This window comes from Hylemonella sp. GW821-FHT12C09, from assembly GCF_058807395.1.
Window position 1 is genome coordinate 536,739 of sequence record NZ_JBXAQQ010000001.1, and the last position, 24,760, is coordinate 561,498.

20 protein-coding genes and 1 tRNA gene are annotated in these 24,760 nt (G+C 57.6%); 10 read left to right on the forward strand and 11 right to left on the reverse strand.

Annotated features, from left to right (window positions below):
* Positions 1 to 36: 36 nt before the first annotated feature.
* The 8 genes from gcl to AC1RRP_RS02695 all read left to right on the forward strand — a co-directional run bounded on the left by gcl (position 37) and on the right by AC1RRP_RS02695 (position 11,240).
* A complete protein-coding gene (gene gcl, locus AC1RRP_RS02660; protein ID WP_493032980.1) occupies positions 37 to 1,803 on the forward strand; it encodes a glyoxylate carboligase in 1,767 nt (588 codons plus the stop codon).
* Between the two features lie 65 nt (positions 1,804 to 1,868).
* Positions 1,869 to 2,648, forward strand: coding sequence for a hydroxypyruvate isomerase (gene hyi, locus AC1RRP_RS02665; RefSeq protein WP_493032982.1), 780 nt, complete (start codon positions 1,869 to 1,871; stop codon positions 2,646 to 2,648).
* A 17-nt stretch (positions 2,649 to 2,665) separates the two neighbouring features.
* A complete protein-coding gene (gene glxR, locus AC1RRP_RS02670) occupies positions 2,666 to 3,568 on the forward strand; it encodes a 2-hydroxy-3-oxopropionate reductase (protein ID WP_493032984.1) in 903 nt (300 codons plus the stop codon).
* Positions 3,569 to 3,699: 131 nt separating this feature from the next.
* Positions 3,700 to 5,412: a response regulator gene (locus AC1RRP_RS02675; protein ID WP_493032986.1), complete on the forward strand. Its 1,713-nt coding sequence runs from the start codon at positions 3,700 to 3,702 to the stop codon at positions 5,410 to 5,412.
* Between the two features lie 251 nt (positions 5,413 to 5,663).
* Positions 5,664 to 7,079, forward strand: a complete 1,416-nt coding sequence (locus AC1RRP_RS02680) for a tyrosine-type recombinase/integrase (protein WP_493032988.1) — start codon at positions 5,664 to 5,666, stop codon at positions 7,077 to 7,079.
* Positions 7,076 to 10,429, forward strand: coding sequence for a hypothetical protein (locus AC1RRP_RS02685; RefSeq protein ID WP_493032990.1), 3,354 nt, complete (start codon positions 7,076 to 7,078; stop codon positions 10,427 to 10,429). The genes AC1RRP_RS02680 and AC1RRP_RS02685 overlap by 4 nt, the downstream gene beginning before the upstream one ends.
* Positions 10,419 to 11,054, forward strand: a complete 636-nt coding sequence (locus tag AC1RRP_RS02690; protein ID WP_493032992.1) for a hypothetical protein — start codon at positions 10,419 to 10,421, stop codon at positions 11,052 to 11,054. The genes AC1RRP_RS02685 and AC1RRP_RS02690 overlap by 11 nt, the downstream gene beginning before the upstream one ends.
* A 99-nt stretch (positions 11,055 to 11,153) precedes the next feature.
* Positions 11,154 to 11,240: transfer RNA gene (locus AC1RRP_RS02695), tRNA-Ser, on the forward strand.
* 346 nt (positions 11,241 to 11,586) lie between these two features.
* Here AC1RRP_RS02695 and AC1RRP_RS02700 read toward each other — a convergent pair.
* The 9 genes from AC1RRP_RS02700 to AC1RRP_RS02740 all read right to left on the reverse strand — a co-directional run bounded on the left by AC1RRP_RS02700 (position 11,587) and on the right by AC1RRP_RS02740 (position 21,903).
* Positions 11,587 to 12,390, reverse strand: a complete 804-nt coding sequence (locus AC1RRP_RS02700) for a hypothetical protein (protein WP_493032993.1) — start codon at positions 12,388 to 12,390, stop codon at positions 11,587 to 11,589.
* A 70-nt stretch (positions 12,391 to 12,460) separates the two neighbouring features.
* Positions 12,461 to 13,108, reverse strand: a complete 648-nt coding sequence (locus AC1RRP_RS02705) for a hypothetical protein (RefSeq protein ID WP_493032995.1) — start codon at positions 13,106 to 13,108, stop codon at positions 12,461 to 12,463.
* Positions 13,109 to 13,320: 212 nt separating this feature from the next.
* Positions 13,321 to 14,469, reverse strand: coding sequence for a hypothetical protein (locus AC1RRP_RS02710; RefSeq protein ID WP_493032997.1), 1,149 nt, complete (start codon positions 14,467 to 14,469; stop codon positions 13,321 to 13,323).
* Positions 14,470 to 14,487: 18 nt separating this feature from the next.
* On the reverse strand, positions 14,488 to 14,853 hold the full coding sequence (locus AC1RRP_RS02715) for a hypothetical protein (RefSeq protein WP_493032999.1): 366 nt from the start codon (positions 14,851 to 14,853) through the stop codon (positions 14,488 to 14,490).
* A 100-nt stretch (positions 14,854 to 14,953) separates the two neighbouring features.
* Complete coding sequence (locus AC1RRP_RS02720) at positions 14,954 to 16,756, reverse strand: UvrD-helicase domain-containing protein (RefSeq protein WP_493033001.1); 1,803 nt, start codon at positions 16,754 to 16,756, stop codon at positions 14,954 to 14,956.
* Positions 16,753 to 18,894 carry an ATP-dependent nuclease gene (locus tag AC1RRP_RS02725; protein ID WP_493033003.1) on the reverse strand — a complete coding sequence of 714 codons (2,142 nt, stop codon included), beginning with the start codon at positions 18,892 to 18,894 and terminating at the stop codon, positions 16,753 to 16,755. The genes AC1RRP_RS02720 and AC1RRP_RS02725 overlap by 4 nt, the downstream gene beginning before the upstream one ends.
* Positions 18,895 to 19,304: 410 nt before the next feature.
* Complete coding sequence (locus AC1RRP_RS02730) at positions 19,305 to 20,117, reverse strand: metallophosphoesterase (RefSeq protein WP_493033005.1); 813 nt, start codon at positions 20,115 to 20,117, stop codon at positions 19,305 to 19,307.
* 589 nt (positions 20,118 to 20,706) lie between these two features.
* Positions 20,707 to 21,063 (reverse strand): hypothetical protein, encoded by a 357-nt coding sequence (locus tag AC1RRP_RS02735; protein WP_493033007.1) that lies wholly within the window; start codon positions 21,061 to 21,063, stop codon positions 20,707 to 20,709.
* Positions 21,064 to 21,093: 30 nt separating this feature from the next.
* Entirely contained in the window at positions 21,094 to 21,903 is an 810-nt protein-coding gene (locus AC1RRP_RS02740) for a metallophosphoesterase (RefSeq protein WP_493033009.1), read from the reverse strand.
* Between the two features lie 191 nt (positions 21,904 to 22,094).
* Here AC1RRP_RS02740 and AC1RRP_RS02745 point away from each other — a divergent pair, with 191 nt between their 5' ends.
* Together AC1RRP_RS02745 and AC1RRP_RS02750 are read left to right on the forward strand one after the other, a co-directional pair.
* Entirely contained in the window at positions 22,095 to 22,598 is a 504-nt protein-coding gene (locus tag AC1RRP_RS02745; RefSeq protein WP_493033011.1) for a helix-turn-helix domain-containing protein, read from the forward strand.
* Positions 22,599 to 22,628: 30 nt separating this feature from the next.
* The gene (locus AC1RRP_RS02750) at positions 22,629 to 23,114 is read left to right on the forward strand and encodes a thermonuclease family protein (protein ID WP_493033013.1); all 486 of its coding nucleotides are present in this window, start codon (positions 22,629 to 22,631) and stop codon (positions 23,112 to 23,114) included.
* A gap of 797 nt (positions 23,115 to 23,911) precedes the next feature.
* Here AC1RRP_RS02750 and cadR read toward each other — a convergent pair.
* Positions 23,912 to 24,379 carry a Cd(II)/Pb(II)-responsive transcriptional regulator gene (gene cadR, locus AC1RRP_RS02755; protein ID WP_493033015.1) on the reverse strand — a complete coding sequence of 156 codons (468 nt, stop codon included), beginning with the start codon at positions 24,377 to 24,379 and terminating at the stop codon, positions 23,912 to 23,914.
* 17 nt (positions 24,380 to 24,396) lie between these two features.
* Positions 24,397 to 24,738 carry a YnfA family protein gene (locus AC1RRP_RS02760; protein ID WP_493033018.1) on the reverse strand — a complete coding sequence of 114 codons (342 nt, stop codon included), beginning with the start codon at positions 24,736 to 24,738 and terminating at the stop codon, positions 24,397 to 24,399.
* Positions 24,739 to 24,760 lie beyond the last annotated feature (22 nt).

Here is a 24,760-nt window from a genome sequence, read left to right on the forward strand (position 1 = left end):
TCCGGCATCGATTTTGATATTCAAGGAGAACTCCCCATGGCCAAAATGAAAGCGATCGAAGCCGCCGTCTGGGTGATGGAGAAGGAAGGCGTCACGCAGGCCTTCGGCGTCCCCGGCGCCGCCATCAACCCGCTGTACGCCGCGCTGCGCAAGCAGGGCACCATCAGCCACATCCTGGCGCGCCACGTGGAAGGCGCCTCGCACATGGCCGAGGGCTACACCCGCGCCAACGCCGGCAACATCGGCGTGTGCATCGGCACCTCCGGCCCGGCCGGCACCGACATGATCACCGGCCTGTACTCGGCCCAGGCTGATTCCATCCCGATCCTGTGCATCACTGGCCAGGCCCCGCGCGCCCGCCTGTACAAGGAAGACTTCCAGGCCGTGGACATCGAGTCCATCTCCAAGCCGGTGACCAAGTGGTCGGTCACCGTGCGCGAGCCGGCCCAGGTGCCGCGCGCCTTCCAGCAGGCCTTCCACCTGATGCGCTCGGGCCGCCCCGGCCCCGTGCTGATTGACCTGCCCTTCGATGTGCAGATGGCCGAGATCGAATTCGATCCCGAGACCTATTCCTCGCTGCCCGCCTACAAGCCGGCCGCCACGCGCGCCCAGGCCGAGAAGGCCCTGACCATGCTCAACGAGTCGGCCCGTCCGCTGCTCGTGGCCGGCGGCGGCATCATCAACGCCGACGCCTCCGACCTGCTGGTGGAGTTCGCCGAGCTCACCGGCGTGCCCGTCATCCCCACGCTGATGGGCTGGGGCACCATCCCCGACGACCACCCGCTGATGGCCGGCATGTGCGGCCTGCAGACCAGCCACCGCTACGGCAACGCCACGATGCTGGCCTCCGACTTCGTGCTGGGCATCGGCAACCGCTGGGCCAACCGCCACACCGGCTCGGTCGAGGTCTACACCAAGGGCCGCAAGTTCGTGCACGTGGACATCGAGCCCACCCAGATCGGCCGCGTGTTCTCCCCCGACTACGGCATCGTGTCGGACGCCAAGGCTGCGCTCGAACTCTTCGTGCAGGTCGCCAAGGAGTGGAAGGCCGCCGGCAAGCTGGCCGACCGCAAGACCTGGGCCGCCGAGTGCCTGGAGCGCAAGGCCACCCTGCACCGCAAGACCGACTTCGACAACGTGCCCATGAAGCCCCAGCGCGTCTACCAGGGCATGGTGGAGGCCTTCGGCAAGGATGTCTGCTACGTCAGCACCATCGGTCTGTCACAGATCGCCGGTGCCCAGATGCTGCACGTCTACAAGCCGCGCCACTGGATCAACTGCGGCCAGGCCGGCCCGCTGGGCTGGACCGTGCCCGCCGCCCTGGGCGTGCGTGCCGCCGACCCGAGCCGCAAGATCGTGGCCCTGTCGGGTGACTACGATTTCCAGTTCATGATCGAGGAGCTGGCCGTGGGTGCGCAGTTCAAGCTGCCCTACATCCACGTCGTGGTGAACAACTCCTACCTCGGCCTGATCCGCCAGGCGCAGCGCGGTTTCGAGATGGACTACTGCGTGCAGCTGGCCTTCGAGAACATCAACACCCAGGGTGACCCGGTGGCCCAGGGCTACGGCGTCGACCACATCAAGGTGGTCGAGGGCCTGGGCTGCAAGGCCATCCGCGTGCACAGCCCCTCGGAGCTGGCCCCGGCCATCGCCCAGGCGGAAGAGCTGATGGCGCAGTTCAGCGTGCCGGTGGTGATCGAGGTCATCCTGGAGCGCGTGACGAACATCGCCATGGGCACCGAAATTGACAATATCATCGAGTTCGAGGAAACGGAAAACCGTCGCGTCGGCGCGCCGGCCTGAACCTGAGAGCCTGAGACCCCGGGGCCGGCAATGCCGGCCCTCTTTGCTATGACGGAGTGATTGATATGCCCAAATTTGCAGCCAACCTGACCATGCTGTTCAACGAAGTGCCCTTCCTGGAGCGCTTTGCGGCAGCCAAGGCAGCCGGCTTCGAGGCGGTGGAATACCTCTTCCCCTACGCCTATGACAAGAACGAGCTGGCCGGCCTGCTCAAGACCCATGGCCTCAAGCAGGTCCTGCACAACCTGCCGGCCGGCAACTGGGACGGCGGCGAGCGCGGCATCGCCTGCCACCCGGACCGCGTGGAAGAGTTCCGCGCCGGCGTGGACCAGGCCATCGCCTACGCCCAGGCCCTGGGCTGCCCGCAGGTGAACTGCCTCGCCGGCAAGCTGCCCGCCGGTGTGAGCCGCGAGCAGGCACAAACCACCTTCGTGAGCAACCTCAAGTTCGCCGCCGACAAGCTCAAGGCCGCCGGCCTGCGCCTGTTGATCGAGCCGATCAACAGCTACGACATCCCCGGCTTCTTCCTGAGCACCACGGCGCAGGCCGCGGCCATCCTGGACGCCGTGGGCAGCGACAACCTGTACATCCAGTACGACATCTACCATGCCCAGCGCATGGAAGGTGAGCTGGCCGCCACCGCGCAGGCCTACCTGCCGCGCATCGGCCACATCCAGCTGGCCGACAACCCGGGCCGCAACGAGCCGGGCACCGGCGAAATCAACTATCCTTTCCTCTTCCGCCACCTTGACGCCATCGGCTACACCGGCTGGATCGGCTGCGAGTACAAGCCCCGCACCAAGACGGTCGAGGGCCTGGGCTGGATCAAGACTTTGACGAAATAAGAAACGAGAGACTCGACATGACCAAATCCGGACTGAAATTGGGCTTCATCGGCCTGGGCATCATGGGCACCCCCATGGTGATGAACCTCATCAAGGGCGGCCACGTGCTGTTCGTCAACACCCGCAGCAAGGTGCCGCAGGAGCTGGTGGACGCCGGCGCCACCGTCTGCACCTCGCCCACCGGTGTGGCCGAGCGCGCCGACATCATCTTCACCATGGTGCCCGACACCCCCGACGTGGAGAAGGTGCTGTTCGGCGAGAACGGCATCGCCAAGGGTCTTTCCAAGGGCAAGATCGTGGTGGACATGAGCTCCATCGATCCCATCGCCACCAAGGAATACGCCAAGAAGATCAATACCCTGGGCTGCGACTACGTGGACGCGCCGGTCTCCGGCGGTGAAGTCGGCGCCAAGGCCGCTTCGCTGACCATCATGGTCGGCGCCGACGAGGCCGTGTTCGAGAAGGTCAAGCCCCTGTTCGAGCTGATGGGCAAGAACATCACGCTGATCGGCGGCAATGGCGCCGGCCAGACCTGCAAGGTGGCCAACCAGATCATCGTGGCGCTCAACATCGCCGCCGTCAGCGAAGCCCTGGTGTTCGCCTCCAAGGCCGGCGCCGACCCGGCCAAGGTGCGCCAGGCCCTGATGGGCGGCTTCGCTGCCTCGCGCATTCTCGAAGTGCACGGCGAGCGCATGGTCAAGCGCACCTTCAACCCGGGCTTCCGCATCGCGCTGCACCAGAAGGACCTGAACCTGGCCCTGCAAGGCGCCAAGTCGCTCAAGATGGCACTGCCGCAAACCGCCAACGCCGCCCAGCTCATGTCCGCCTGCGCCGCCCTGGGCCACGACCAGGCCGACCACTCGGCCCTGGTGAAAGCCATCGAGGCCCTGGCCAACCACAAGGTCGCGCCCGACGCCTGATCTGCTGCAGGGCCCGTGCCCTGCATCGCCCCACGAACACCAGCCCCGGTTCGCGTCAGCGCGCCGGGGCTGGTTGCTTGATGGCATCAGGACTATCATCCCCGCATCCTCAACCGGAGACCGGTCCGCGCATGGCGCTGTACGACGACGATCTTTCCAACACCCGGGCGCTGGTCGTTGACGGCAACCCGACCTCGCGCGCCATCCTGGTCAACCAGCTGCGCGAGTTCGGTGTCGGCGCCGTGGAACAGGCCACCCGTTCCATCGATGCGCGCAAGGTGCTGGAACTCAAGACCTTCGACATCGTGCTGTGCGAACAGTATTTCCAGCCCGGCACCCCCACCGGCCAGGACCTGCTGGATGACCTGCGGCGCAACCAGCTGCTGCCCTTTGCCACGGTGTTCATCATGGTCACCGGCGAAGCCACCTACGCCAAGGTGGCCGAGGCCGCCGAATCGGCCCTGGACGGTTATCTGATCAAGCCGCACACGGCCACGCGCCTGGCCGAGCGCCTGTACCAGGCGCGCCAGCGCAAGACCGCGCTGGCCGACATCTTTGCAGCCATCGAGACCGAAGATTTCGAAAAGGGTGCGCGGCTGTGCCTGCAGCGTTTCGAGGCCCGCGGCCCCTTCTGGCTCTATGCCGCACGCATCGGTGCCGAGCTGCTGATGCGCATCGAGGACTATGCCCAGGCCCAGAAGCTGTATGAAGCCGTGATAGCTGCCAAGACCTTGCCCTGGGCCAAGCTGGGGGTGGCGCGCGCACTGCTGGACAACGGCGAGCCCATCCGCGCCATCAGCACGCTGGAAAACCTCATCAGCGACGACCCGCGCTACGCCGACGCCTACGACGTGCTGGGCCGCGCCCAGTTCGAACTGGGCAACCATGAGCAGACGCTGGCGGCCTACCGCATGGCCTGCGCGGTCACGCCCTTCTCCATCTCACGCCTGCAGAACCTGGGCCTGATGATGTACTACAGCGGTGACCGCGTGGAGGCCGAGAAGATCCTGGGCCAGTGCGCGCGCCTGGGCCTGGACTCCAAGATGTTCGACGCGCAGACCCTGGTGCTGCTGGCCTTCACCCGGCTGGAATGCAGCGACCGCAAGGGCCTGCAGCACTGCCGCGACGACTTCGTCAAGCTGATCGACCGCGACGAAAAAAATCCGCGCCTGCAGCGCCTGGCCGCCATCACTGATGCGCTCATCCTCATCATGGACCGCCAGTTCGCACGCGCCGTCGATGCCGTGCGCGACCTCGCCAGCCAGGTGAAGGACCCGGCCTTCGATTTCGAATCCGCCACCAACCTGGTGGCCCTGATGGCCCAGCTGGCCAACAAGGCCATCCAGCTCGACGACGTGGAACCCGCCATCGACGCCCTGGGGCTGCGTTTCTCCACCGGCCGCTCCATGAGCGAGCTGCTGGCCGGCGCTGCCGGTGTGCACCCGGCCTATGCCGAGCGCCTGCGCGCCGCCAGCGCAGAAGTTCTCAAGCTGGCCGAGACGGCCATGGCCCTGAGCCTGGGCGGTGACCCGGCCGGCGCCGTACGCAACCTGCTGATCCATGGCAACGAGACACTCAACGCCAAGCTGATCGAGACGGCCCACCTGGTGCTGCAACGCTACGGCGCCAAGATCACCGAGGCAGCCGAGCTGCAGGCCGCCGTCCAGCAGTGGCGCGCCAAAAACGGCAACCCCAAGCTGCGCCCCGCGCTGGGCGAGCAGGGCCGACCCGCCGGGGGCTTGAGCCTGCGCACCGGGCGCAAGACCGACGGCTCGCCCGCGGCCGTGTTTGCCGCCGCCGCGGCCAGTGCGGTCAACGAGGGCGAAGACGAGACCTTGGGCTGAGCAGCCCAGACGCTAGAATCGGTGCATCGGAAGCGTGGCAGAGTGGTCGATTGCACCGGTCTTGAAAACCGGCAACGGGCAACCGTTCGTGAGTTCTTATCTTTACCAGAATTCTGTGCATCTAAATATCCACTGATTCACCTTCTCGAGCTCTGATTTACCTCTATCGCAGGATAATTCCAAGTCTTTTGACGCGTGTGCATCTAATCTTGCTACATTTGTAGTCAGAACTGCTGCAGACGGGTCTAACCTTGAGCCTGAAGAACCTCACACGAGAACACACTACACGCAACGGTAAACCGACCTGGCTGCTCCGAACACTGGACGGGCAAGAGGTCGAGGCATTCTCGCGGTTCAGTGAGTTCACACAAAGGTACAAACCACGCACGACGAAGAGATACCTTGAAGTCGTCGGACGCTTCCTTGATTACCTTTTCGAAGCAGGCGTCTTCGGAGATGCTCCGCTAACCAAGAGGCGTCTCAATGCAGTCATAGACGCCTATCCGCTCCTGTTGCGCGACGGCTCTGAACTTACGGCACGCCAAGTGCGTCACGAGGCATCCCCAGACAGAGACGACCAGTGGTTGGCAATAACCGCTGAATCACTTGATTGGCCCCCTATGAAAGCTGGGAGCTTCTCGAACACGCTAGCTGCAGTCAACCACTTCCTATCCCTTTCCGAATCCCTTGCCAGTGAGGAGTTCGAGAGTGCTAGCTTGCTAGGCATCGAGCACAACGGCAGACCTGAAGTTCTCGTCAAGGCTCTGCAGGGAAAGGTCGCTGTCGCAAAGGTGGAATTGCATCGGATGCGGCAGAATTCCTTGCTCGGGAGCGTTGCAAAGTATGCAGCAAAGGGAATGCGGCGCCCCAGGCGTATGCGCACGTCTGACGCGGGTGCGCAAGAAGACGTCGAGAACAAAGCGTTTCCACTTGAGCATCTGGCCGCGCTCATAGAAGCGGCCACTTCATGGCGCGACAAAGCACTTTGGCTATTACTCGCCGCATCAGGTATTCGCACCAGCGAGGCGCGAAATTTGCTGCTTGAAGACGTGCACCCCGATGAACAAAAGGTCTACGTAATTGACCCAAACGGGAGGCGCCTCATCCCGCCCGAGGATGTATTGGAGATGCCTCGATTTAAAGGTCGCGCCATAGCAGCGACCTACTTGTTCTCGCCTCTCCGACAACAGTTTTTCTACGCGCTGGAGCAGTACCTCAATTTCGAGTACGTCCCAACGGCAAAGCCAGGAGAGCCCCGATTCCTGTTTCAGTACGTTGAACCGCGCAGGCGCGGGCAGCCATTTATTGGCGCAAGCGACGCGGCGCTAGCAAATTCGTTTAAGAAAGCTGCCATCAAAGCAGGAGTTCCCTTGCCCTTCGACGGTGAGATGTATACGCCGCATTCACTTCGTCATCTGTATGGGGTTTACATGTTGAATGACTTCCCCGTAGACCCTCGTAACGGTCGATTTGGATTGCCCATTACCGATGTGCAGATGCTAATGGGACACAAAAAAATCAGCACCACCCAGAAGTACGCTCGCGTGAAGCGCGAACGATTGATGCAAAAGCTTCATGCTTCCGACCGGTCACTTCTCCATCTCAACCCGGAAGAACTGAATCTGCGTCCGAGAGCGGCAGTCGGGGATTTGGGGGGCGCCAAATGATAAACGTCACTGACCGAATCCAGTTTCTTACAGAGGGTGAGGAACTTCACGCTGCCGCAAACGAAGCCATACGTCGAACCACGGAACTACTCGAACAGATTATGGGACGACCGGCAGGTGCTGCCGACTATCAAGAATTTGCCTTCGTCACAATGTTCCGAAAAGGCAGTCTTCCGCCAAATAAAAAGTACGACGAAGCCTTTGTGGACGCCGCATTTGAAGCGAGTCAACTTGCTCCCGGTACTGCAGCGAAGTTGCCAGCTGCGCTCGGCATGTACTCGACAGCTCAGTCGCCACCGGCCAGCGGCTTCGCTTCACTAAAACGAGGATTGAAGCTCTTTCTCATAGAACTCTGGCGACAACGGACACTGCTGCTACCGACTGTATTCAACGTCGGAAGCTACTTTCCAGTCCATGAGTTCCGGCATCCATTGCTGGATTGGGTGCGAACCTTCAACCCAAAAGACGAAACCAGATCCGGAGACGCCCGGCGGATGTACTTCTACGGCCCCCGGATTTTGTGGGCGGCCGACTGGCAAACACCGAAAGACGTCTCGCTCGTCGAAATCGCAGAGCTCACTAGAGCACGTGTTCTACACAGACTAGGATCATCGACCAACGCCATTGCTGGATGGGGCACGCTGCCTCTGGGGTTGTTAGCAGCCAAACTGATCCGCGCGTTCCCTAACGACGTGCCATATACCGCCGATGACCTCGCACGCTATTCAAACTGGTCTCTATCCCATGCTATTAGCAACGTCGCCTTCGAAGCCTTTGACCCTAGCAAGAAAATTCTTCGCCCAGGACTCGCAGGGCCAAAGACACGCAAAACCAGAAAGGAGCGGATTCTCCAGTACGAGGATGTAACAGACGAAGAGAGCGCTCATGAAGTTCTCCTGCGAAATTTCATGTCTCTGAAGGGCGTGAGTCGTCGCGCACTAGATTGGCAAGCTATAGACCAAATCTCTTACCCAGGACGTGAACACGTCAAGTTGGACGAGCTTATGCAGCTGTGGGTGACCTGCTTCAAAGCATTCCTGCATCACCGAGAAGTGGTTAAGGGCTACCGAAGCACCTACGAAGCCGTGGCTGCTCTCAATCTTCTCGCCGATTACCTCTTCTACTACCTTCCCTGGTGGAGGGAAGTTGCGCCAGAGGCGAAAGTCGCATTTCCGCTCAGCCCTCGCAAGTTCTCAAGGTACGCCTTCGTTGCCCGACACTCGAAGGCACCATGGACTGAATTACCGGCGACACTTTTAGAGTTGATTCGGCTTCGCCGTCCCAGCAATGAGTCCGCAAAAGTATCCATCCATCAGCTAGGTCTCTTCTTCGACTTTGTAGAAACTCACTTCGCCGACGATGAAGCAATCGCCGGCTCGACCTACAAGAGCCCCCTCAATCCGGAGTTCGATGCTCCGCGTATAGAGACTAAGAGCAAGACTACAAAGGAGGTCATCCCGAAGCAAATTTACGGGTACTTGCTCTTCTACTGCTACGCCGTTGAGGATTTCGGGATGCACCTTGAAACGAAGGCCAGGTCAGGTCTGCTTCCAAATGACCGCAAGGCCTTGCGCAACGCTTTACGCTTCGAGACAGACGTCTTCGACTTCACTCCTCAAGTCACCTATCGGGGCCGAAGCTATACCCTGGCGACTGTGCCGAACGTGTTCGCTTGGGCTGAACGAGAACTGAAGCCCAGCGACTCCGTAGAAGGCACTGTCGCATACATGCCTCACTGTTCCGCGCTACGTCTACTCATCACTGCGCTTGAAACGGGATTGCGAGCGCAGTCTGTTCAGTGGTTAGACCGCTCCAGTTGGCGAAAATTAGGAGCGGATACTCCCGAAGAGAGCTATACATTTCCGCTTCTGGTAAACACCGACAAGACGAAGACGAACAGTTGGCGGACCTACGTCGTTCATCGCGTCAAGAATTTGCTACGCCGCCAAGAGAAATTCCAAACGCAGTTCGCCGACGCTGACATTTACGGCCCCGTTGACTATGAGGGCCTCCACTCGTCACCCTTTGACCCCATCGTGCCACTTTTCCGCGGTCACGATTCGGCGTTTCCGGTGAGTGACGCTCTGTACGACAGGTATTGGAAACGGTTGATGGTGGATTTCGAAGCCTTTTATCGAGAGGCCACTGGTGAGAGACACGTCCGCATGTACAAGCTGCAGCCTCGTGTTCAGGCCGACGGAACACCGACCATACAAGATAAAGGGGATGCGGAAGAGCGCCCGTACTGCCCCATCAGCATTCTGACGATACACACGCCCCACGCCTGCCGTGCTACGTTTGCAACGAATCGCAAAGGCGTGCTTGAACTATCTGATACCGCAGAGCTACTCGGCCATAGCAGTGAGGTAGTTACCGCACACTACGATAAACCTAACGAAGAAGAACTTCGACAGCGGCTGCAAAATAGCGACTCGGCCATTGCGTCGGACTTCGCTCAGTTTCTCGCCGAATCTGGCGTTCACGTGCGAGCGGATAAGCCCGACAGTGCCCTGGTCAAGAGCTTTTCGAAGGACCGTGAGGCGACAATGCAGGCCTTCCGGTTCATGCCACCCATCGCGCTATGGTCGACTGACGATTTAAGCTCGGAGACGAATGGAGTGCAGTTGCTCCGAGAGGGGCCGATGTCTAAGATTCGGTTCAGGGAGACACACATCTGCCCGGTCGGTGAAGAGTGCCCCTCCGATATCCTGGAGCAGATTGGCGAACCGCGCCGATGCGGCAGCTGTCCGCTGGCCATGAAGTGTATCGACCATCTACCCGCCATCGCGGCAAAGCGAAACCAGCTGCTTGAGCGCATCAAGTATCAACATCGACGTCGAGAGCTACTTGAAGCCGCTGGTGAGCCTGTTGCTGCCCTTGACGAAGTCTGGGAGGCCATTGAATTGGATATCAACGAACTCATGGGGTGGAAGTTGAGCGAGGAAGTGCTGGAGCTAATGCGAAACGAGGCGCCAAACGACGGTGAACTCCTTCTACACGTCGAAAAGCCTGAGGTGGTGAAGCGTCACCTGAAACAAGTGACGCGGTCGTCAACCACAGCCGAGCTAATCCTTCAGCGCATTGCTGATTCTAATGCATACCCGAGCATGAGCACGCCGCAGGTGCAGCTTGTGGCCAGCCAATTGAAGCGCAAATTACAGGCAGGCAAGGACGTTGATTCGTTGAGCTTTGTAGACGATGGTTTCAGCGACATAAAGGGAGTTGCAGCGATGCTTGCGCTCATGATGAAGAGCCAGGGACTTTCTATTAAGCAGGTGGCCGCACAGTTGGCCTCACCTCCGCCAACCACCATCCCGGTACTAATTTCTGGAGTTAGCGGTGGGAAATGAACGCGGCGCGGCAAATTTGGCCCGCTTCAATGCTGAGCGCTCCGCGCATCTAGCCCCAGCTTTGACAGACGAGCTTCGACTATGCGCAAAACGAAAGCTAGAGTTCAAGACTGTTGGACTACTCGCAGCTTACCTATCCGACCGCCTGAAGGTTCACCGCACAACACTGCTTCGAAACGTCAAGTACAAGGGCTTGCTTCTCGCTCACCTAGCTGGCCAACCAGGTATTGTCACAAGAACGCCCGACTCGACGCGCGACCCAGCCATCTTGCAGGCTAAGCTGGCTACCGCGAAAATCTCAGCATCAAATCTGCGAGAAGAACTTGCAGCCTGTCGGGCTCAGCTTGAACGGTATGCCAGCCGCCCGCGTCACTCTGGCCCAGTCGATGCAGCCGATATTGCTTTCGGTGACTTAGCAATGGTGATGGTCAATGTTCTTCATCGGTTTCCAGATTTCGTACAACTCGACAGGCAACGGCTGGAGTTGGTTGATCTTTCTGCAAAGCCATCTGCACGCACCATTGCGGGAAAAGACCGCGTTGCCCATTTTGTACGCTGGCTGGAGCAGAACCAGGCACTGCCAATGGTCAAGGCGCTTGTGATTGGTAAATCTGAAAATCAGTAGTGGGAAATTCCCCAATAACGATTGAACATCAGCCAAATTCGAAAAACAGACTGAGGAAGCTCGTAACAGGAAATTTGGTCATGAGTTACACTTCAAATCGGAGGGCTGGCAGAGCGGTTTAATGCACCAGTCTTGAAAACTGGCGAGGGTGCAAGCCCTCCATCGGTTCGAATCCGATGCCCTCCATATCATCCTGCAACTGCGCTTCTAAGTCAGCAGGTGCAATTTTCGGTTTCGATAATATTTCGAGTCCCACCTCGTCAAATTATTTGGGCGGCATCGCTGCTGCGGTATGTAAGTACAAAAAACGTCTGCATACCGTCACTCGACGGCATCTTCTGCCGCAATTGCTTCATCATCAGCTGAATCGACACCGGTAGCAGACGAAAGCGCCAGGATCAGTCCAACCGCGACTCTGCTAAGCCATCCAAGCGTCTTTGGCTCGTTCCATGCCGATTCCATAGGGCAGCGATGCTATGACACTGCCACAAATTTCATATGAGCTTATTGTCATGCAATCTTCCTGAATTTTCTAGGTGCGACTTTTTTGCCTCTTTCGGCGCTCGGCACGGTTCATGGGCGATTCAACTTTGTGGATAACGGCTAAGGTCACTCGTGGTGCCTTGAGACCACTTCCATTGAAGGAGAATTCACCAATGGCATGCGCATCGCGAAGATGTGGTGTGTTGCTGGGAAAGATTTTTGAAAGGTCAATGTCAAACTGCTCAATGAACTTTAAAGTCAGGAGCATTAGGTCACTTATGAAAACATCCGTCTTGTCAGCTGTCATTGCGATGCCATCCACCGGCATATAAAACGGCCGTTCTGGAATTTCTGGTAGCGTTAGCTCCGCATTTCGTATTGCTCCAGCTACGAAGCAATGGGCTTCACCGCGTGTCGGTGGAATTGATGCGCATGTTATCCAAGCAATTGCCCCCCAAGCCGACTCCTTGTTTGCAACAATTTTCTCCAGCCGCCCTTTGATGTGTTGGTTGGAATTTCTAAGTTTGACGATGGGACGCAGTGCCGCTGCGTAGCTGCGGCAATATTCATGGTCGAGATAAGAGCATTCTGATCCACACAGGGTATGAAGCTTATTGAGCGAGTCAACAACAGTCCATGCATCCGAGACTAAATCAACGTATCGATCGACATGATCAGACTTCTTGTCGCTCGAAACTTTCCACAGCGTTTCGCGTAAGCGTCTGTAGGCTCGGTCTGCGATTTCCAGCGAGTAACGAATACCATCAAGGACCACCTTGTCTTCGCTGTCGATATGAAGCGGTATATGCCGAAGCGCAGACGAGCCCTTAACCAGTCTCGGCAGATGGTTCATATTCATTGCTGATCGTCCCTAGTTTGGTCACGGATTGAATCATCCAAATTGAATAGCCCTCGCAAACAATTCACCTGGGATCCCAGTACTCAATACGAGGAGCGTTAACATGACGCCCCTTACTCGATTTGTTGACAATTGAATACGCATGAGCTGCACCGACAAGAAGGACGCCTGTAGTAAACGGCTTTCGCGACAAATGGGCGTAGATACCCTGCAGCATGACCTCATCGCGAAGTTCGTTTGTACTCCTCCAGGTTTCGTAGATCACTGGGAGCCTGGTATCGTGCGAAAGGCGTTGAATTCCGATCTCTATTGCGCCATAGATCGCAGACCATGCATCTCGACACCGCACACTATTTAGATAGGAGAAGCCATGCGTGGATACTTCGATCGTGTTTTGGTCGATCAAACGGCGATAGGAAGGACTTGTGGTCGCGATCCTTCTATCCAGATACTGCCAATCTCTGAAGAATGATTCCTCCGGCGTCGGACGATCTACAGGGACAAGCTCAGCGTCGGTTGCTTCACGGTATTGTCTTGCCGCACGTGACTCGAGATTGCTCCTTGCACCTTCATCAAAGACTGTGAACGAATCCGTTGGTATCTCTAAGAAGATAACCTCTGGTTTAACGCTTTCAATTATGTCTAGCAATGCCGAGGTCGTCGCAAGGCCACTCTCCTCGTGAACAGTGCCAATTAGGAGAATCTGAGTCATTCAGCCCCCCGGTATCTTTGAACGATTAAAAGCATTCTGAACATACAGATTGCACAGGCAGCGGCATGCGGTCCTACATATTCGAGGTGAGCACGAAGTGCCGACGAGCCCCGTACCTCGCAAGCCGCATCGATTTCTAGCGCCAGACCTTTTAGAGCAATTGACATCCGTTCTTTTCTTGTCGGTCCACTTGCTTTTTTGCAAGCGGCAACTCACGTCCCTGCATCCGCATGATGCAAGGTCGTCAAGTAGCGCAGGCACTCATCAATATCGGAACTCACGAAGCAGCCAAAGTCCTCATTCAAACCAAGGTCACGCCGAGACAGCATAGCCCGCAAAGGGCCGTCGGTGAAGAACCCGTCGCAGTAGCCGATCGCAGCCGTCGCGTGGTCAAAGTCGAACATGTCGTTCGGCTTCAGAGCCTGCTTCTTGTTCCAGCGAACAGCGGCATGCAGCAGGGACTTGATGTGGAGACTGCGCATTGTCTTGCGCCCGTCCTCCGTGTCCAGTGCGCCCACCAGAAATGACAGGCACAGCCGATCGACGTCGGCCCGCTCAGCGCTCCCCTCGGCCGGCAGCGCCCCGGCTTCGGGAGGCAGCATGGGCGCAACAATTTTCGCCAACGTGCCCGCGAACAGGTCCAGCACCCCAATCAATTCGTTCTTATAGGTCTTCCGAAAGCTCTTGAGATCCGCGGCATGAACGTGGTTCCGCTTGTTCAGATTCGCCGACATTTTCTGGAAATCGAGCGGGTCCGAGTGGACAAATGCATCGCCAAGATGCGAACACATCTGGACCAGGGAGGTGCTGTCCCACAAGTGGTCGAAGAAAGCCTTCTGTAGCGCTAGGTTTGTGGGGCCATCGAACGCCTTGTGCGTGGGATGGACAAAGCCCATCACGTAACCTAGCTTGGACCATACTAGCTCCCTCAAGGGATAGACACTGGCCGCAGGCTTCGTCGAGTGCATGTAATGCGCGATCTCAGTTCCCACACGCAGTTGGAACGGGACAAGCGTTACACCGAGGCTTAGTTCGTCGATTAGTTCAGCCGTGGCCACTCGGGAGACACTGTCGGTTTGCTTGAACAATTCGAGGAAAGTGCTGTCGCTGATCGGACAGAACGCAACGCCGGAATTCACCAAGGTACGCAGCTTGAAAAGCATCCTGGGAGCCATATCTGACCCTTCGGTATGAATTGCATCGCGTAGCAAGATCCAGAAGCGCAAGTCCAGGTAGATGGCTTTTCTGTGTGCCAGCATCTGCCCCAGCTCCAGCAGCCTGCCGCGGACGTGGCGATCGAGGCTTACATCCGGCGACGCCATGTGCCTCTCAATCGACGATCCTACATCTTGCGGGCTCATGCGATAGCTGTTGTTCGTCTAAGCGTCGTTGATTTTGGGCATGTAGTGCGTGAACTCAATCTGTGCGTCGTAGAGCGCAGAGAACCAATTGGATGAAATGGGGTTGGAGTTGACGGCAGGCGAGAGTGCCAGAGCGGCAGCCCGAACCGCTGGCGCATAGAAGCGCACTTCTACGTCTGTCAATGCCCGACTATCACCACTCACAGTGCCGGTGATAGCGGCACGCTTCAAATCGTCTTTCAATGACCGATAGAGATTCTCTACAAGTAGGCGATTCTCTGGCGACAGGTTCCACTTGGCGCCCAGTAGGTCCATGATCGCTTTGCATCGCTCATTGAAGCCGTCTAACTTGCCCCTAATCAACTGCAGTTCATGAGAATCCATGTCTTTATCCGCTTCCTCTCTCAGAGATCTTTGGTCTGCTTTGAGTCAATTAAGAATCGACAATCATTTAGCACCTGCAGAACAACACGGACTTCTGCGGCTATGCGTCGTCGTAGTCGAACACGTATTCAGCTAGGATATCTGTTGCAGGGTATGGTCCCCGCCCTCCGCCTCTCCGGCGTTGCTGCTCCGAAATGAGATAGAGATGCTTGCGCGCACGAGAACCCACAACGTAAAGCAACTTCTTCGCGCTAGCGGCACCCCCGTCCGCACCTTCCTCTTCGCTGAAATGGGGAACCATCCCTTGCAGCAAACCGAAGGCGATCACGACATCAAACTCCGCGCCTTTGACCCCGTGGATAGTGTTCACTGTGATGCCGCTTCGGTGTCGGAACACCTTGCGAAAGAAATCAATCTCGCCGATGTAGGGAGTGCCCTCTCTCCGCAACCTTTCGACCTTCGCTGCAGAACTATCGAAGAACGCCCGATGGTGTTCGCTTAGCAAGCGGTGAGATTGCCATTCGATCCCGAGTCGAGCCATCAACGCATCGAAATACAGCCTGAGGTATTGCAAGCCATCCGTCTCAGCGAGCAGTACTGAATTGCTCTCGCGAAGAAGTATTTTCCCGGTTATTCTGCGCGTGTCGAGGCCTTCATTGCCAAGGTCTTTTATCACCTCGTTCGCCCAGCGCATCCGTCTTACATGCTGATCAGGCGACGCCTGCGTCAACGCAATGCGTGACAGCCGATACCAGAAGTTCTCCTGGTCGCGGCTGAACGGAACCATTCCCGGACCGTCGAACTGAAACTCGGGCAGCGCACCGGCTAGCCGTCGCGTGACCCCAGCTAATAGAATCCACCATGGCGCCAACACACATATCTGCTCCGGACGGACTCCTTGTGCGGCGCTCAGCCTGATGAGCCGTGCAAGCTCGTCCTCCACTCCGTCACGGCCTACTACGGTGTTGTAGCTGATGGTGCTATTAAACGTTCGGTCAGGCCCAGCCCCGTGAATAACGGTCGCTTGGACGGTGAAGTTCGAGAAATACCTGATCAACCGATCGGTGGATCGGTAGTTCGAAGTCAGGGCACGTTCTTCGATGTGCACTCCACAGAGCTGCCGCAGCTCTGTTGCTGACATCGCGAATCCGCCGAGCGATCCAAAGATTGCCTGGTTGGGATCGCCTACAACAAACAGCCGGGTGCGCTCCTCGCCAGCTCGAACGATGGCCGCAACGATCTCGTACTGGATTCGCTTCGTGTCCTGGTACTCATCGATGAGTACCCACTGGAAGATGTTGGAAAGTACTTTCGCAATTTGCGGCTGGTTTCGGATAAGGCATGAGGCGTAGTACAGGATTAGCTCAAAATCGATCTGTCTGTTATCCGCGAGATGACGAAGGTACAGAGCAAAGATGGCATGAAGACGCGCGTGTTTGCTCTGATCCCTGCAGCCCAACACATAGCCGTGTTCGGTGTAGTAGTAGTCGCAGTCCCAATACGTGATTCCTTGCTGCGTCCGGCATAACACTTCCAGCAACTTTTCTTGCTCGTGGCTATCGATGATTCGGAAGCCATGCGCTAAGGCAGGCTCGTAGATAGCGTAGGGCTTCAGGATCCATTCAAGGCAAAAGGAGTGGATTGTCCCAATCCAAAGCTGGGAGGTGTCTACTCCGAGTCCCTCAATTCGCTCATGAATTTCGTCCGCTGCTCTGTGCGTGTACGTTAGCGCCGCGACGAACCTTCTGTCGCTGTCCAGGCGCGAGAGTTCATAGGCGATCTTGTAGGTAAGGGTCCTGGTCTTCCCGCTGCCCGGGCATGCCACCAGAAAAGTACTACTCTCTTCGCGAACGGTCTCTGACTGCTCTGCGTTCAGTTCCTTTTCTGTCCAAACGAAGGTCACGGTAGGTCGCCCAGGAATGGAAGTATCTGGTCATTCGACAGCCCGATGGCGGCAGCGGCACGGATGGTGTTGAAGTCAATCGTTCCCGCGTGGTACTGGAGTAGACGCTCCCAGAATGTTTGCAGCGCCGGTGGCGCGGCGGCGCCACCTGGGTTGTTCACAGTAATACGATGCTTAAGGATGTTGAAGATCACCTGTCTGGAAAAGGAGCCGTGAGCGAAGACGATCGCTTGACGTATGTAGGAAGGAATTACGGTCTTGTGATCGATGAGCTTGCCGAGACGAATGGCAAACCAGCCCTTGCCTTCGTAATTGGCCATTGCGAGAACTCGTCCTCCATACTGAACTAGATCGCCGGATCTCAATTGCGCCGTAGAGAGTGCCTGCGTCGCGGCCTGGCTGTAGACCGCGTTGACAGATGCAACTACCTTCTCGACGTTGCCCGCCGCCACGAAATCCACCTCAAACGTATGCGCGGCGAAGAACGGGCGAACCCATGCATTTCCAGCGGCTTCGGCTTCCAGGGTTAATCTCCGCCTCCCCCCTGAAACTTGGGCGTGAAGCAGCTTACTCTTGAAAGCCAACGTCTCAGGATCGTCCTCCGGCAAGGGATGCGGGTCCGTGAATGCCGCGTCAAGATCCGTGATGATCGAGCACCGTCGACGTATTCGAGCATCATGGAACAACACGGATATGTTGGAGAAGCCCGTGCTGCCGATGTTGATGAGACTAATTCCCAGCTCGTCGAGGCTGACGCCCAACACCTGCTTCACCATCAACGGAATGAGAATCTCTTCTGCATCCCCTTCAACCAGAAGCACGCTTTTCGCGAACAGTAGGTTGCTACGGACTGCATCGAGGTAGCGCTGAACATTGCCGACCTGCTCGGACCCGAGGCCGGCAGAGGGCTGGAATGCCTCGCAGCTCTTGCCGGTGCGTCCAAGGATGTTGACGCTCTTAATGTTGCTGACTTCCGAGATTTGCGTCGAATGCGTTGAGTAGATGATTTGCGCGCCCGCGTATCCGATTCGATCGAAGAGAGTCTTCTGTACATGTGTATGTAGATGCGCTTCAGGTTCTTCGATGAGCAGAAAGTTGGCAAGGGGCTGGCGTTCGTGCTGATACTGAAACTCCAGAAGCTTCAGTGTCAGGAAGATCAGATTTGCACCACCAAGGCTGAGCTCATGGATGCTGCCTTCATGGACTGCATCGAACTCACCAACGAAGAGCTTGAGTGACTGAAAGAGCAAGTCCGCTTCGTCTGGCAGATCGGACTTGATGGCGAGAAAGGCTGGCGAGTAGGTTTGACCCGCCGCACCGTGAATCGTCTGCATGATGTCGGAGCGAACGGTTTGGACGTCATTCAGCCCCTCGATCGCGGCATTCAACTGCCGGGCACGCTCTACGACCGGCTGAAACTGCAGTGGGTCGATCTGACCGCTCTTGCTCTTCAGCAAGGTGAGAAGCGGGTTGGTCCGGTTGCTATGGAATTCCGACACAACATCACGAAGGGCCTGAATGAAGGTGAACGAGACCTCCTTCGCGACTGACAGCATGCGCGGGATGGGCGCGCCTAGCTCTGGAAACTCTACTTCGCTGTTAAACACTGCATTGTCAAAGTCTCCGACGATACGCCGGTAGACAGCCGGATCGGAGAAATCAGCGCCACTCTTGCCCGTAAACAGGGTCTCGTAGTCGTCAATCGTTATGCGATCAAGAAGCGCATTCATCTCGACGACGTCATAGTCTTGAAGTGCCGCCAGATTCATTCTCATCTGTTTGTTCGGGCGGAATATCAGGTTGTAGGTGGAACGCTCTACCACACCACCTGCTTGGCCAACCCCGGTACCGTGGACGAAGAGGGCCTGCATCGCTTCATCAGCGCTGACTTCGTCAAATTCAACGCTGATGATGATCCAATGACCGCGCCAGGAGCCAAGCCCTCGATAGAAGTCGGACTCATCGAGCCTGTATGAAGCTCGGACCATGCTATCGTCCAGCATGAGCCGTATAGCTCTCAGAGCGTTGCTTTTGCCCGCGCCGTTCTCGCCAATGATCGTATTGACGCCCTTGTTGAATTGCAAGGTAGCGTTCGCGAAGTTGCGATAGTTGACTAGTGTCAGCTTGGATATGTGCATTCCGTCCTCCACTTTTTTCTACGGCAAGCGCGTAACTTACCACGTGTTTCAGGCACCAACGGAAAGACGGAGGCTATAAAGCACACAGTGTTAGTGTAGGCGGCACATCGTTTGCATGCTCGACAGGCGGATCAAAGCGAAGATGCACTCGGGTGCGGCAAATCGCTTGAGAACGCTCAGCCCGGGTACAGTCCGAGCGGGCGTGACTCCAACAGTTAACGACCACTCTTGCTGACAGCGGCCGTTGATTTTGAATTTATGAGCGTCTGCAACCAGCCTTGAACTGACATCCAAGCATCGGATGGCATCTGATCTGCCTATCTACTTCTTCATAGACGCGCGTGTAGATATTCGAGTTTGTGCGGAGCGCTGCGAACCGAGCTGATTCACCAATCGGGTTGCCGTCTTGCTCAGATGTCGACCAGCAGGGCCGGTATGAAGTCCGGGTTCAAGGGGACACGCTCTATGCCCGCATACCCGCGGGGATTACAGATCACCCGTGTCGCCCCATGTATGTAGTCCCTGTTGCTATGGACATGTCCATGTATCCACAATCTGGAACGCCCTACCAATTTCGCCAAGTTGGACGCATAGGCCGGGCTCAGGATGTCACCCACGAAAGGCTCGGGGATGGACGTCTCCAGAGGCGGGTGGTGGGTCACGACAACAGTCTTGTTGGGATCTCCCGCGGCAAGTTGCTGATCTAGCCAGGAAGCACTTTGCGCGTGGCGCCTCAAGGTGAACTGAGGGTGCAACCTTCCGTCTTGGTGATCCAACCATTCTTGGAGCTCTTCTGCCCGCGGGTCGACCTTGATCAGTCGGAAATCCGTCATGAGGCGCAGCGCCTCACTCATACTTTTCTCGCGACGCTCCTCGCCATACAGGCTGTAGTCTGTCCAAAGTGTGCAGCCCAGGAAACGCACGCCGAACAGATCAACGGAGTCGTTCTCCAGGAAGTGAATCCCCAGATCGGCCGACACATCCCTGATCTTTTGCAGATCCTGGTGCCAATAGTGGTTGTAGAACTCATGATTGCCAGCGACCAGGACAATTTCCTTGTCCGGAAAGGCACGCCGGGCCCAGATGGGGGCTTCGACGCCTTCATGGATGTCGCCGGCAAGCACCACCACATCAGCGCCGGCATCGATACGCCGCCCGTCGAGGACGGGATCCATATTGAGAGCCTCGATGTGCAAATCACTGAGGATCAATAACCTGGCCATGTCCATCATTCCTTTGCTTTACCTGTCTCAGAGACAGTGAGCCACTGCTCCTATACGGAACTTGTTCAAACCTCACTCTGCAGGCTTTGGCTATTGAGTTCCAGCTGCCAACGCGCACGTGCGCTTCATCAACCAGACTACTTCGTCATTGATGAGGCAACACTGTAGAAATCAAGTTCAGATCTGTCGCAGCCAGAAAGATACTCTTGGTTTTTTTCGCTCAATTTTAATGCGCAAGCACGCACACTCAATACGCGGAACCTCTGACAACTGGGATGACGCTCGAGCACCGTCTACGACGAGAATTAGTCGGAATGCCGGGCTACTAGTCAGGGATTTCATTCGAACTTTACCGTCACAAACAGACGTATTCACAGCAGCAGGCAGAGAGTCCTCTCCGCAGCGATTCCAGTCGATCAGGTATCCGGGTCAGTCAATAAGCGCTGCAGTAGCGCCTCGATGAACGTCGTGAACCGGCCAGAGTCCGCGCTCGCGCAGCGGCACAGAAGCGCATAGAAACGCTTGCCGATAGATTGCTCAGCCTAGCGCAGTCCACTCGACTGATCTATCGCTGCCGTCTGCGCTGGCCTTACCTGCCAAGTCGGCTCTCCAGATACTCGACCGTTCTGATCAGTCCGGCCTCTGTAGAAATATGCTCCCCTGGCACACCGCCCACACCTTTATCAAACCCTCGCAACCAAAGGCGTAGTTGCGCCCTGTCGCCGCCGACCAGGGCCTCCACAGCCTGAAACAGCCGAACCAGCAAGAGACAGCGTGTACCCGAATACGTGTCGGCTTGCACCAGTGCAAGACCACCACGCAGTAGACCGGCTTCGCTAGCGGTGTAGCCGATGACCTGCCCCAGCTCTTGGTCATCCAGGCCAAGGAGATCCGCTGCGCGCAATGTGGCGCGGGTCAGTACCTGGCTGGCGTCCTGTGGGGTCATGGCTGGCTGAAGGTCAAGGGCCGGTTGTCCTTAGATCACGACCAGGCAGCTGGCCTGATAAGCAGGATTCTCCAATTTAAGCGACTCGCGCCCTGAGAGCCTGCCGCGGGGACTCAGCGAATAGCCGGCCGGGTTCGAGACCACCCTGCATCGCCCCACCTGGTAGTCGAAACTATCATGCGCATGCCCATGAATCCAGAGATCCGTCCGATACATTAGATCCGATAGGTCGGAGGCAAAAGCCGGTGTCAACGGGTGGCCAACGTACTTGCGGTGCACGCTCAGGCGATGGGGTGCATGATGGCTGATCACCACCGTCTTTCCGACGAATTCATGTCCTAGTTCGCCTTCGAGCCAGATACGGGATGCCAGGTGATCCGCCAGCATCAGGGCTGGCGTGATCAGCTCCGTGGGGGACTCGGCTGATCGGGTACGGATCTCGAAGAAGTCCTTCAGATACGTCCCCGCCAACTCCATGGCGCTGGGTGCCGGACGCGCCCTATCGATGGCGAAGTCGGTCCAGAGGGTCGTCCCCAGAAAGCGGACACCGCCGATGACGCAGGCGTCGTTGTCCAGGATCTGGATGGACGTGCCGGCAGTCGCCTCCCGCAAACTCTCCCGGACATCTTCCCAGGTCTGTCCATAGAACTCATGGTTTCCCGGGACATAGAGTACGGGGACAGGCCAGTTGCGGAAATGCCGTATGGCCTCAACGCCGATATGGATGTCCCCAGCCAAGATCAGCAGCTCAGCGTCCGGATGCGGGTCGACCAGGAGCTCTGCCCCCAGATCCTCAGGCAGGAATTCCAGATGCAGGTCAGAGGCGAGTTGGATTCTCAAGCGTGTTCAACCATTACGGGGATGGATGCTCCAGCCCTACCACCAAATGTAAGAGTTTCATGCACGTGCCAGGTGCACGGTGCTTTCCGGGCCGGCAAGGTCATTCTCCCCTAAAGACGGGCCTGATGCTGGACGCTATCAGGTCCCGGTGCTCCAACACGCCAGGTCCTAAATTCGCTCCTAGAAAGTACATGGTGTCGCGCGAAGTAACAGATGCCATCCTGCACTCGTTAAGATGGGGCAGTCGACAGCACACAGAGAAAGAAATGGCCAACTTTGCCAGCCAGCTCAAGGCCGAGATCTCGCGCATTGCCCGCAAAGAGATCCGCGCCGAAACCCAAGCCTTGAAGAAGGCGTCAGCTCAGTACCGCGCTGATATTGCGGCGCTCAAGCGGCGTATTGCCGAGCAGGATCGATCGATCGCCAGGCTGCGTAAAGGCAAACCTGCAGTCGAGACCCGCAAGTCGCCCGAGGAAGGTCCTCAGCTGCGCTTCCGTGCCGATGGCTTTGCCACCCTGCGCAAGAAGCAGGGCCTTTCGGCGGCCGATATGGGCAAGCTGCTGGGCGTGTCGCTGCAGACCGTCTACCACTGGGAAAAGGGGCAGTCCAAGCCCAGGGCCAGCCAGATGCAGCGCATCGCCGAGGTGCGCAAGCTCGGCAAACGGGGCGCGGCAGCGCGCCTGGCCGAAGGCTAGGCAGCACCTGACGGTGGAGTCGCATTGACCATGCGAGCGATTCTTGTTCTGGCTTTCGCCTTTCTGGCCCTACCCAGCCAGGCTGAGCTGATCAGCGGCCGGGTGGTTCACGTGGCCGATGGGGACACGGTCACGGTGCTCGATGCAAACAAGGTGCAACACAAGGTTCGCCTGGCCGGAATCGACGCCCCTGAAAAGTCCCAGGCCTACGGCGAACGCTCACGGGAGTCCCTTGCTGAACTGGTGGCAAACCGGACGGTCATCGTCGACACCGAGAAGCAGGACCGCTATGGACGCCGGGTCGGCAAGGTCCTGGTGAACGGCAAGGACGTCAACGTCGAACAGATCCGGCGTGGACTGGCGTGGTTCTACCGGCACTATGAGCAGGAGCTTTCGGATGCGGATCGGCAGAGCTACGACCGCGCGGAAGGGGAGGCAAGAGACTATCGTCGAGGACTGTGGGCGGACCCGTGGCCGGTACCGCCGTGGGAGTTCAGGGCCGGCGGGCGGCGATGATAGGCAGGCTCTGGTTCGACAGAATTGAGCGCCGACATGTGCTGGAGGCTCTTGGGCAAAGGTTTAAGACGGGAATTCCACCACCCAAATATGCTAGTTCGGACTCAGTGGATCCAGGGAACGATGGCCTCCGGAAACTCCACGCCGTCCGGGCTCACCGACGGCTGATCGCTATCGATCAGAAGAAACCCACGACTGGGAGTCTTACACAGCCTGCAATGCGAAAGCATGTAGAGCGACTCCTCGCTTGTATCTTGGACGGAGCTCCGCCCAACAGCTTTGTAAACACCGCCACAGTTTGGGCACAGGACCGTTGGCATCTTTGCCCCTTTCTGATGACTTTGTCTCCGGACAAGTTGTCTAGCATAGCTATGACTAGACGCTATAGCCAGCATGATTTACAGATGTAAGGACGATTGAACCTACTGGCAGGTCTAGCTCCTCAGATCGGTCTGGTTGTCGGGTTTAGGCGGCGGATTCAACCGGTCGATGCAACACTAGGAACGGCCGGAATGCAGCGGTTGCTGTCTTTCACTTCGGAATCATGACCGTCCAATTGCGGTCACATAGCGGTCGCTCGGTGCCAAGAGGAGCGACCCCTCAACACTACCGTTCAGCAGAAGCCACGTCTTTGCGGCGATCGACTGCAACGGTTTGCCGGGCTCGTTGCAGCACCGCAAGCGTAAGCTCCACATCGAAGGAGAGGCTCCGGTAATTGCTGGGCATTGACTCTTCCTGGGTATCGAGGAGGCTAGTTGTATACGAGGCGCTGCCTATTGCTCTGGGCTTGTCGCGAGTCAACCTTTGCCCGCCACAGAAACGTGAGCTTTACGGACGTGACTCTGTGAAGAATCTCTCGAATCTTTATCGCTTGTCGGTCGAGACAGTTCACCGAGAATTCCACAGTTCGCGGCAAGTTGAGCCTCGCAGCAACGCTCGCGCAAGCGCTTGAGCTGCTTCTCGAGCGCACGTAACTCCCTTATCCGATCGGCGACATGTCCGATGTGCGCATCCAGAAGTGCATTCACGTCACCGCAGTCCGATGCAGGATCGTCCTTGAAGCGCAGCAACTGACGGATTTCATCCAAGGTCATGTCCAGACCGCGGCAGTGGCGGATGAACGCAAGCCGCTCGGCGTGGGCCTCACCATAGATTCTGTAGTTGCCGTCGGTGCGATCGGGTTCGGGTAACAGACCTTCACGCTCGTAGTAGCGTATGGTTTCGACCGAGGTTTGCGTTAGTTTCGACAGATCACCGATCTTCATGCTGCTGCTCCCTGGGGTCAGGCCCCGGCCACCCGAGGCTGAAAAGCAATCAAAGCCATGCCCAGCAGACAGATCGCGCCGCCCACCATATCCCAGCGGGTGGGCGCGACACCATCCACACGCCAAAGCCATAGCAACGCCACCACCACATAGACACCACCATAAGCCGCATAGGTACGACCAGCAGCCTGCGGGTGCAGTGTCAGCAGCCACGCAAAAAATGCCAATGCCAGCGCCGCAGGCAACAGCAGCCAAGGGGTGCGTCCCTGGACCAGCACCAGCCAGGGCAGGTAGCAGCCGACGATCTCCACCACAGCGGTAAGGACGAACAAAAATGGGACGCGCAGGGCTTCAAGCATGGCAAAGAGGATATGGGAACAG

Excerpts from the sequence above, each read along its gene's own strand:
- gcl (WP_493032980.1), top strand. The coding sequence starts at position 37 with ATGGCCAAAATGAAAGCGATCGAAGCCGCCGTCTGGGTGATGGAGAAG.
- hyi (WP_493032982.1), top strand. The coding sequence starts at position 1,869 with ATGCCCAAATTTGCAGCCAACCTGACCATGCTGTTCAACGAAGTGCCC.
- glxR (WP_493032984.1), top strand. The coding sequence starts at position 2,666 with ATGACCAAATCCGGACTGAAATTGGGCTTCATCGGCCTGGGCATCATG.
- AC1RRP_RS02675 (WP_493032986.1), top strand. The coding sequence starts at position 3,700 with ATGGCGCTGTACGACGACGATCTTTCCAACACCCGGGCGCTGGTCGTT.
- AC1RRP_RS02685 (WP_493032990.1), top strand. The coding sequence starts at position 7,076 with ATGATAAACGTCACTGACCGAATCCAGTTTCTTACAGAGGGTGAGGAA.
- AC1RRP_RS02700 (WP_493032993.1), bottom strand. The coding sequence starts at position 12,390 with ATGAACCATCTGCCGAGACTGGTTAAGGGCTCGTCTGCGCTTCGGCAT.
- AC1RRP_RS02705 (WP_493032995.1), bottom strand. The coding sequence starts at position 13,108 with ATGACTCAGATTCTCCTAATTGGCACTGTTCACGAGGAGAGTGGCCTT.
- AC1RRP_RS02710 (WP_493032997.1), bottom strand. The coding sequence starts at position 14,469 with ATGAGCCCGCAAGATGTAGGATCGTCGATTGAGAGGCACATGGCGTCG.
- AC1RRP_RS02715 (WP_493032999.1), bottom strand. The coding sequence starts at position 14,853 with ATGGATTCTCATGAACTGCAGTTGATTAGGGGCAAGTTAGACGGCTTC.
- AC1RRP_RS02725 (WP_493033003.1), bottom strand. The coding sequence starts at position 18,894 with ATGCACATATCCAAGCTGACACTAGTCAACTATCGCAACTTCGCGAAC.
- AC1RRP_RS02730 (WP_493033005.1), bottom strand. The coding sequence starts at position 20,117 with ATGGCCAGGTTATTGATCCTCAGTGATTTGCACATCGAGGCTCTCAAT.
- AC1RRP_RS02735 (WP_493033007.1), bottom strand. The coding sequence starts at position 21,063 with ATGACCCCACAGGACGCCAGCCAGGTACTGACCCGCGCCACATTGCGC.
- AC1RRP_RS02745 (WP_493033011.1), top strand. The coding sequence starts at position 22,095 with ATGGTGTCGCGCGAAGTAACAGATGCCATCCTGCACTCGTTAAGATGG.
- AC1RRP_RS02750 (WP_493033013.1), top strand. The coding sequence starts at position 22,629 with ATGCGAGCGATTCTTGTTCTGGCTTTCGCCTTTCTGGCCCTACCCAGC.
- cadR (WP_493033015.1), bottom strand. The coding sequence starts at position 24,379 with ATGAAGATCGGTGATCTGTCGAAACTAACGCAAACCTCGGTCGAAACC.
- AC1RRP_RS02760 (WP_493033018.1), bottom strand. The coding sequence starts at position 24,738 with ATGCTTGAAGCCCTGCGCGTCCCATTTTTGTTCGTCCTTACCGCTGTG.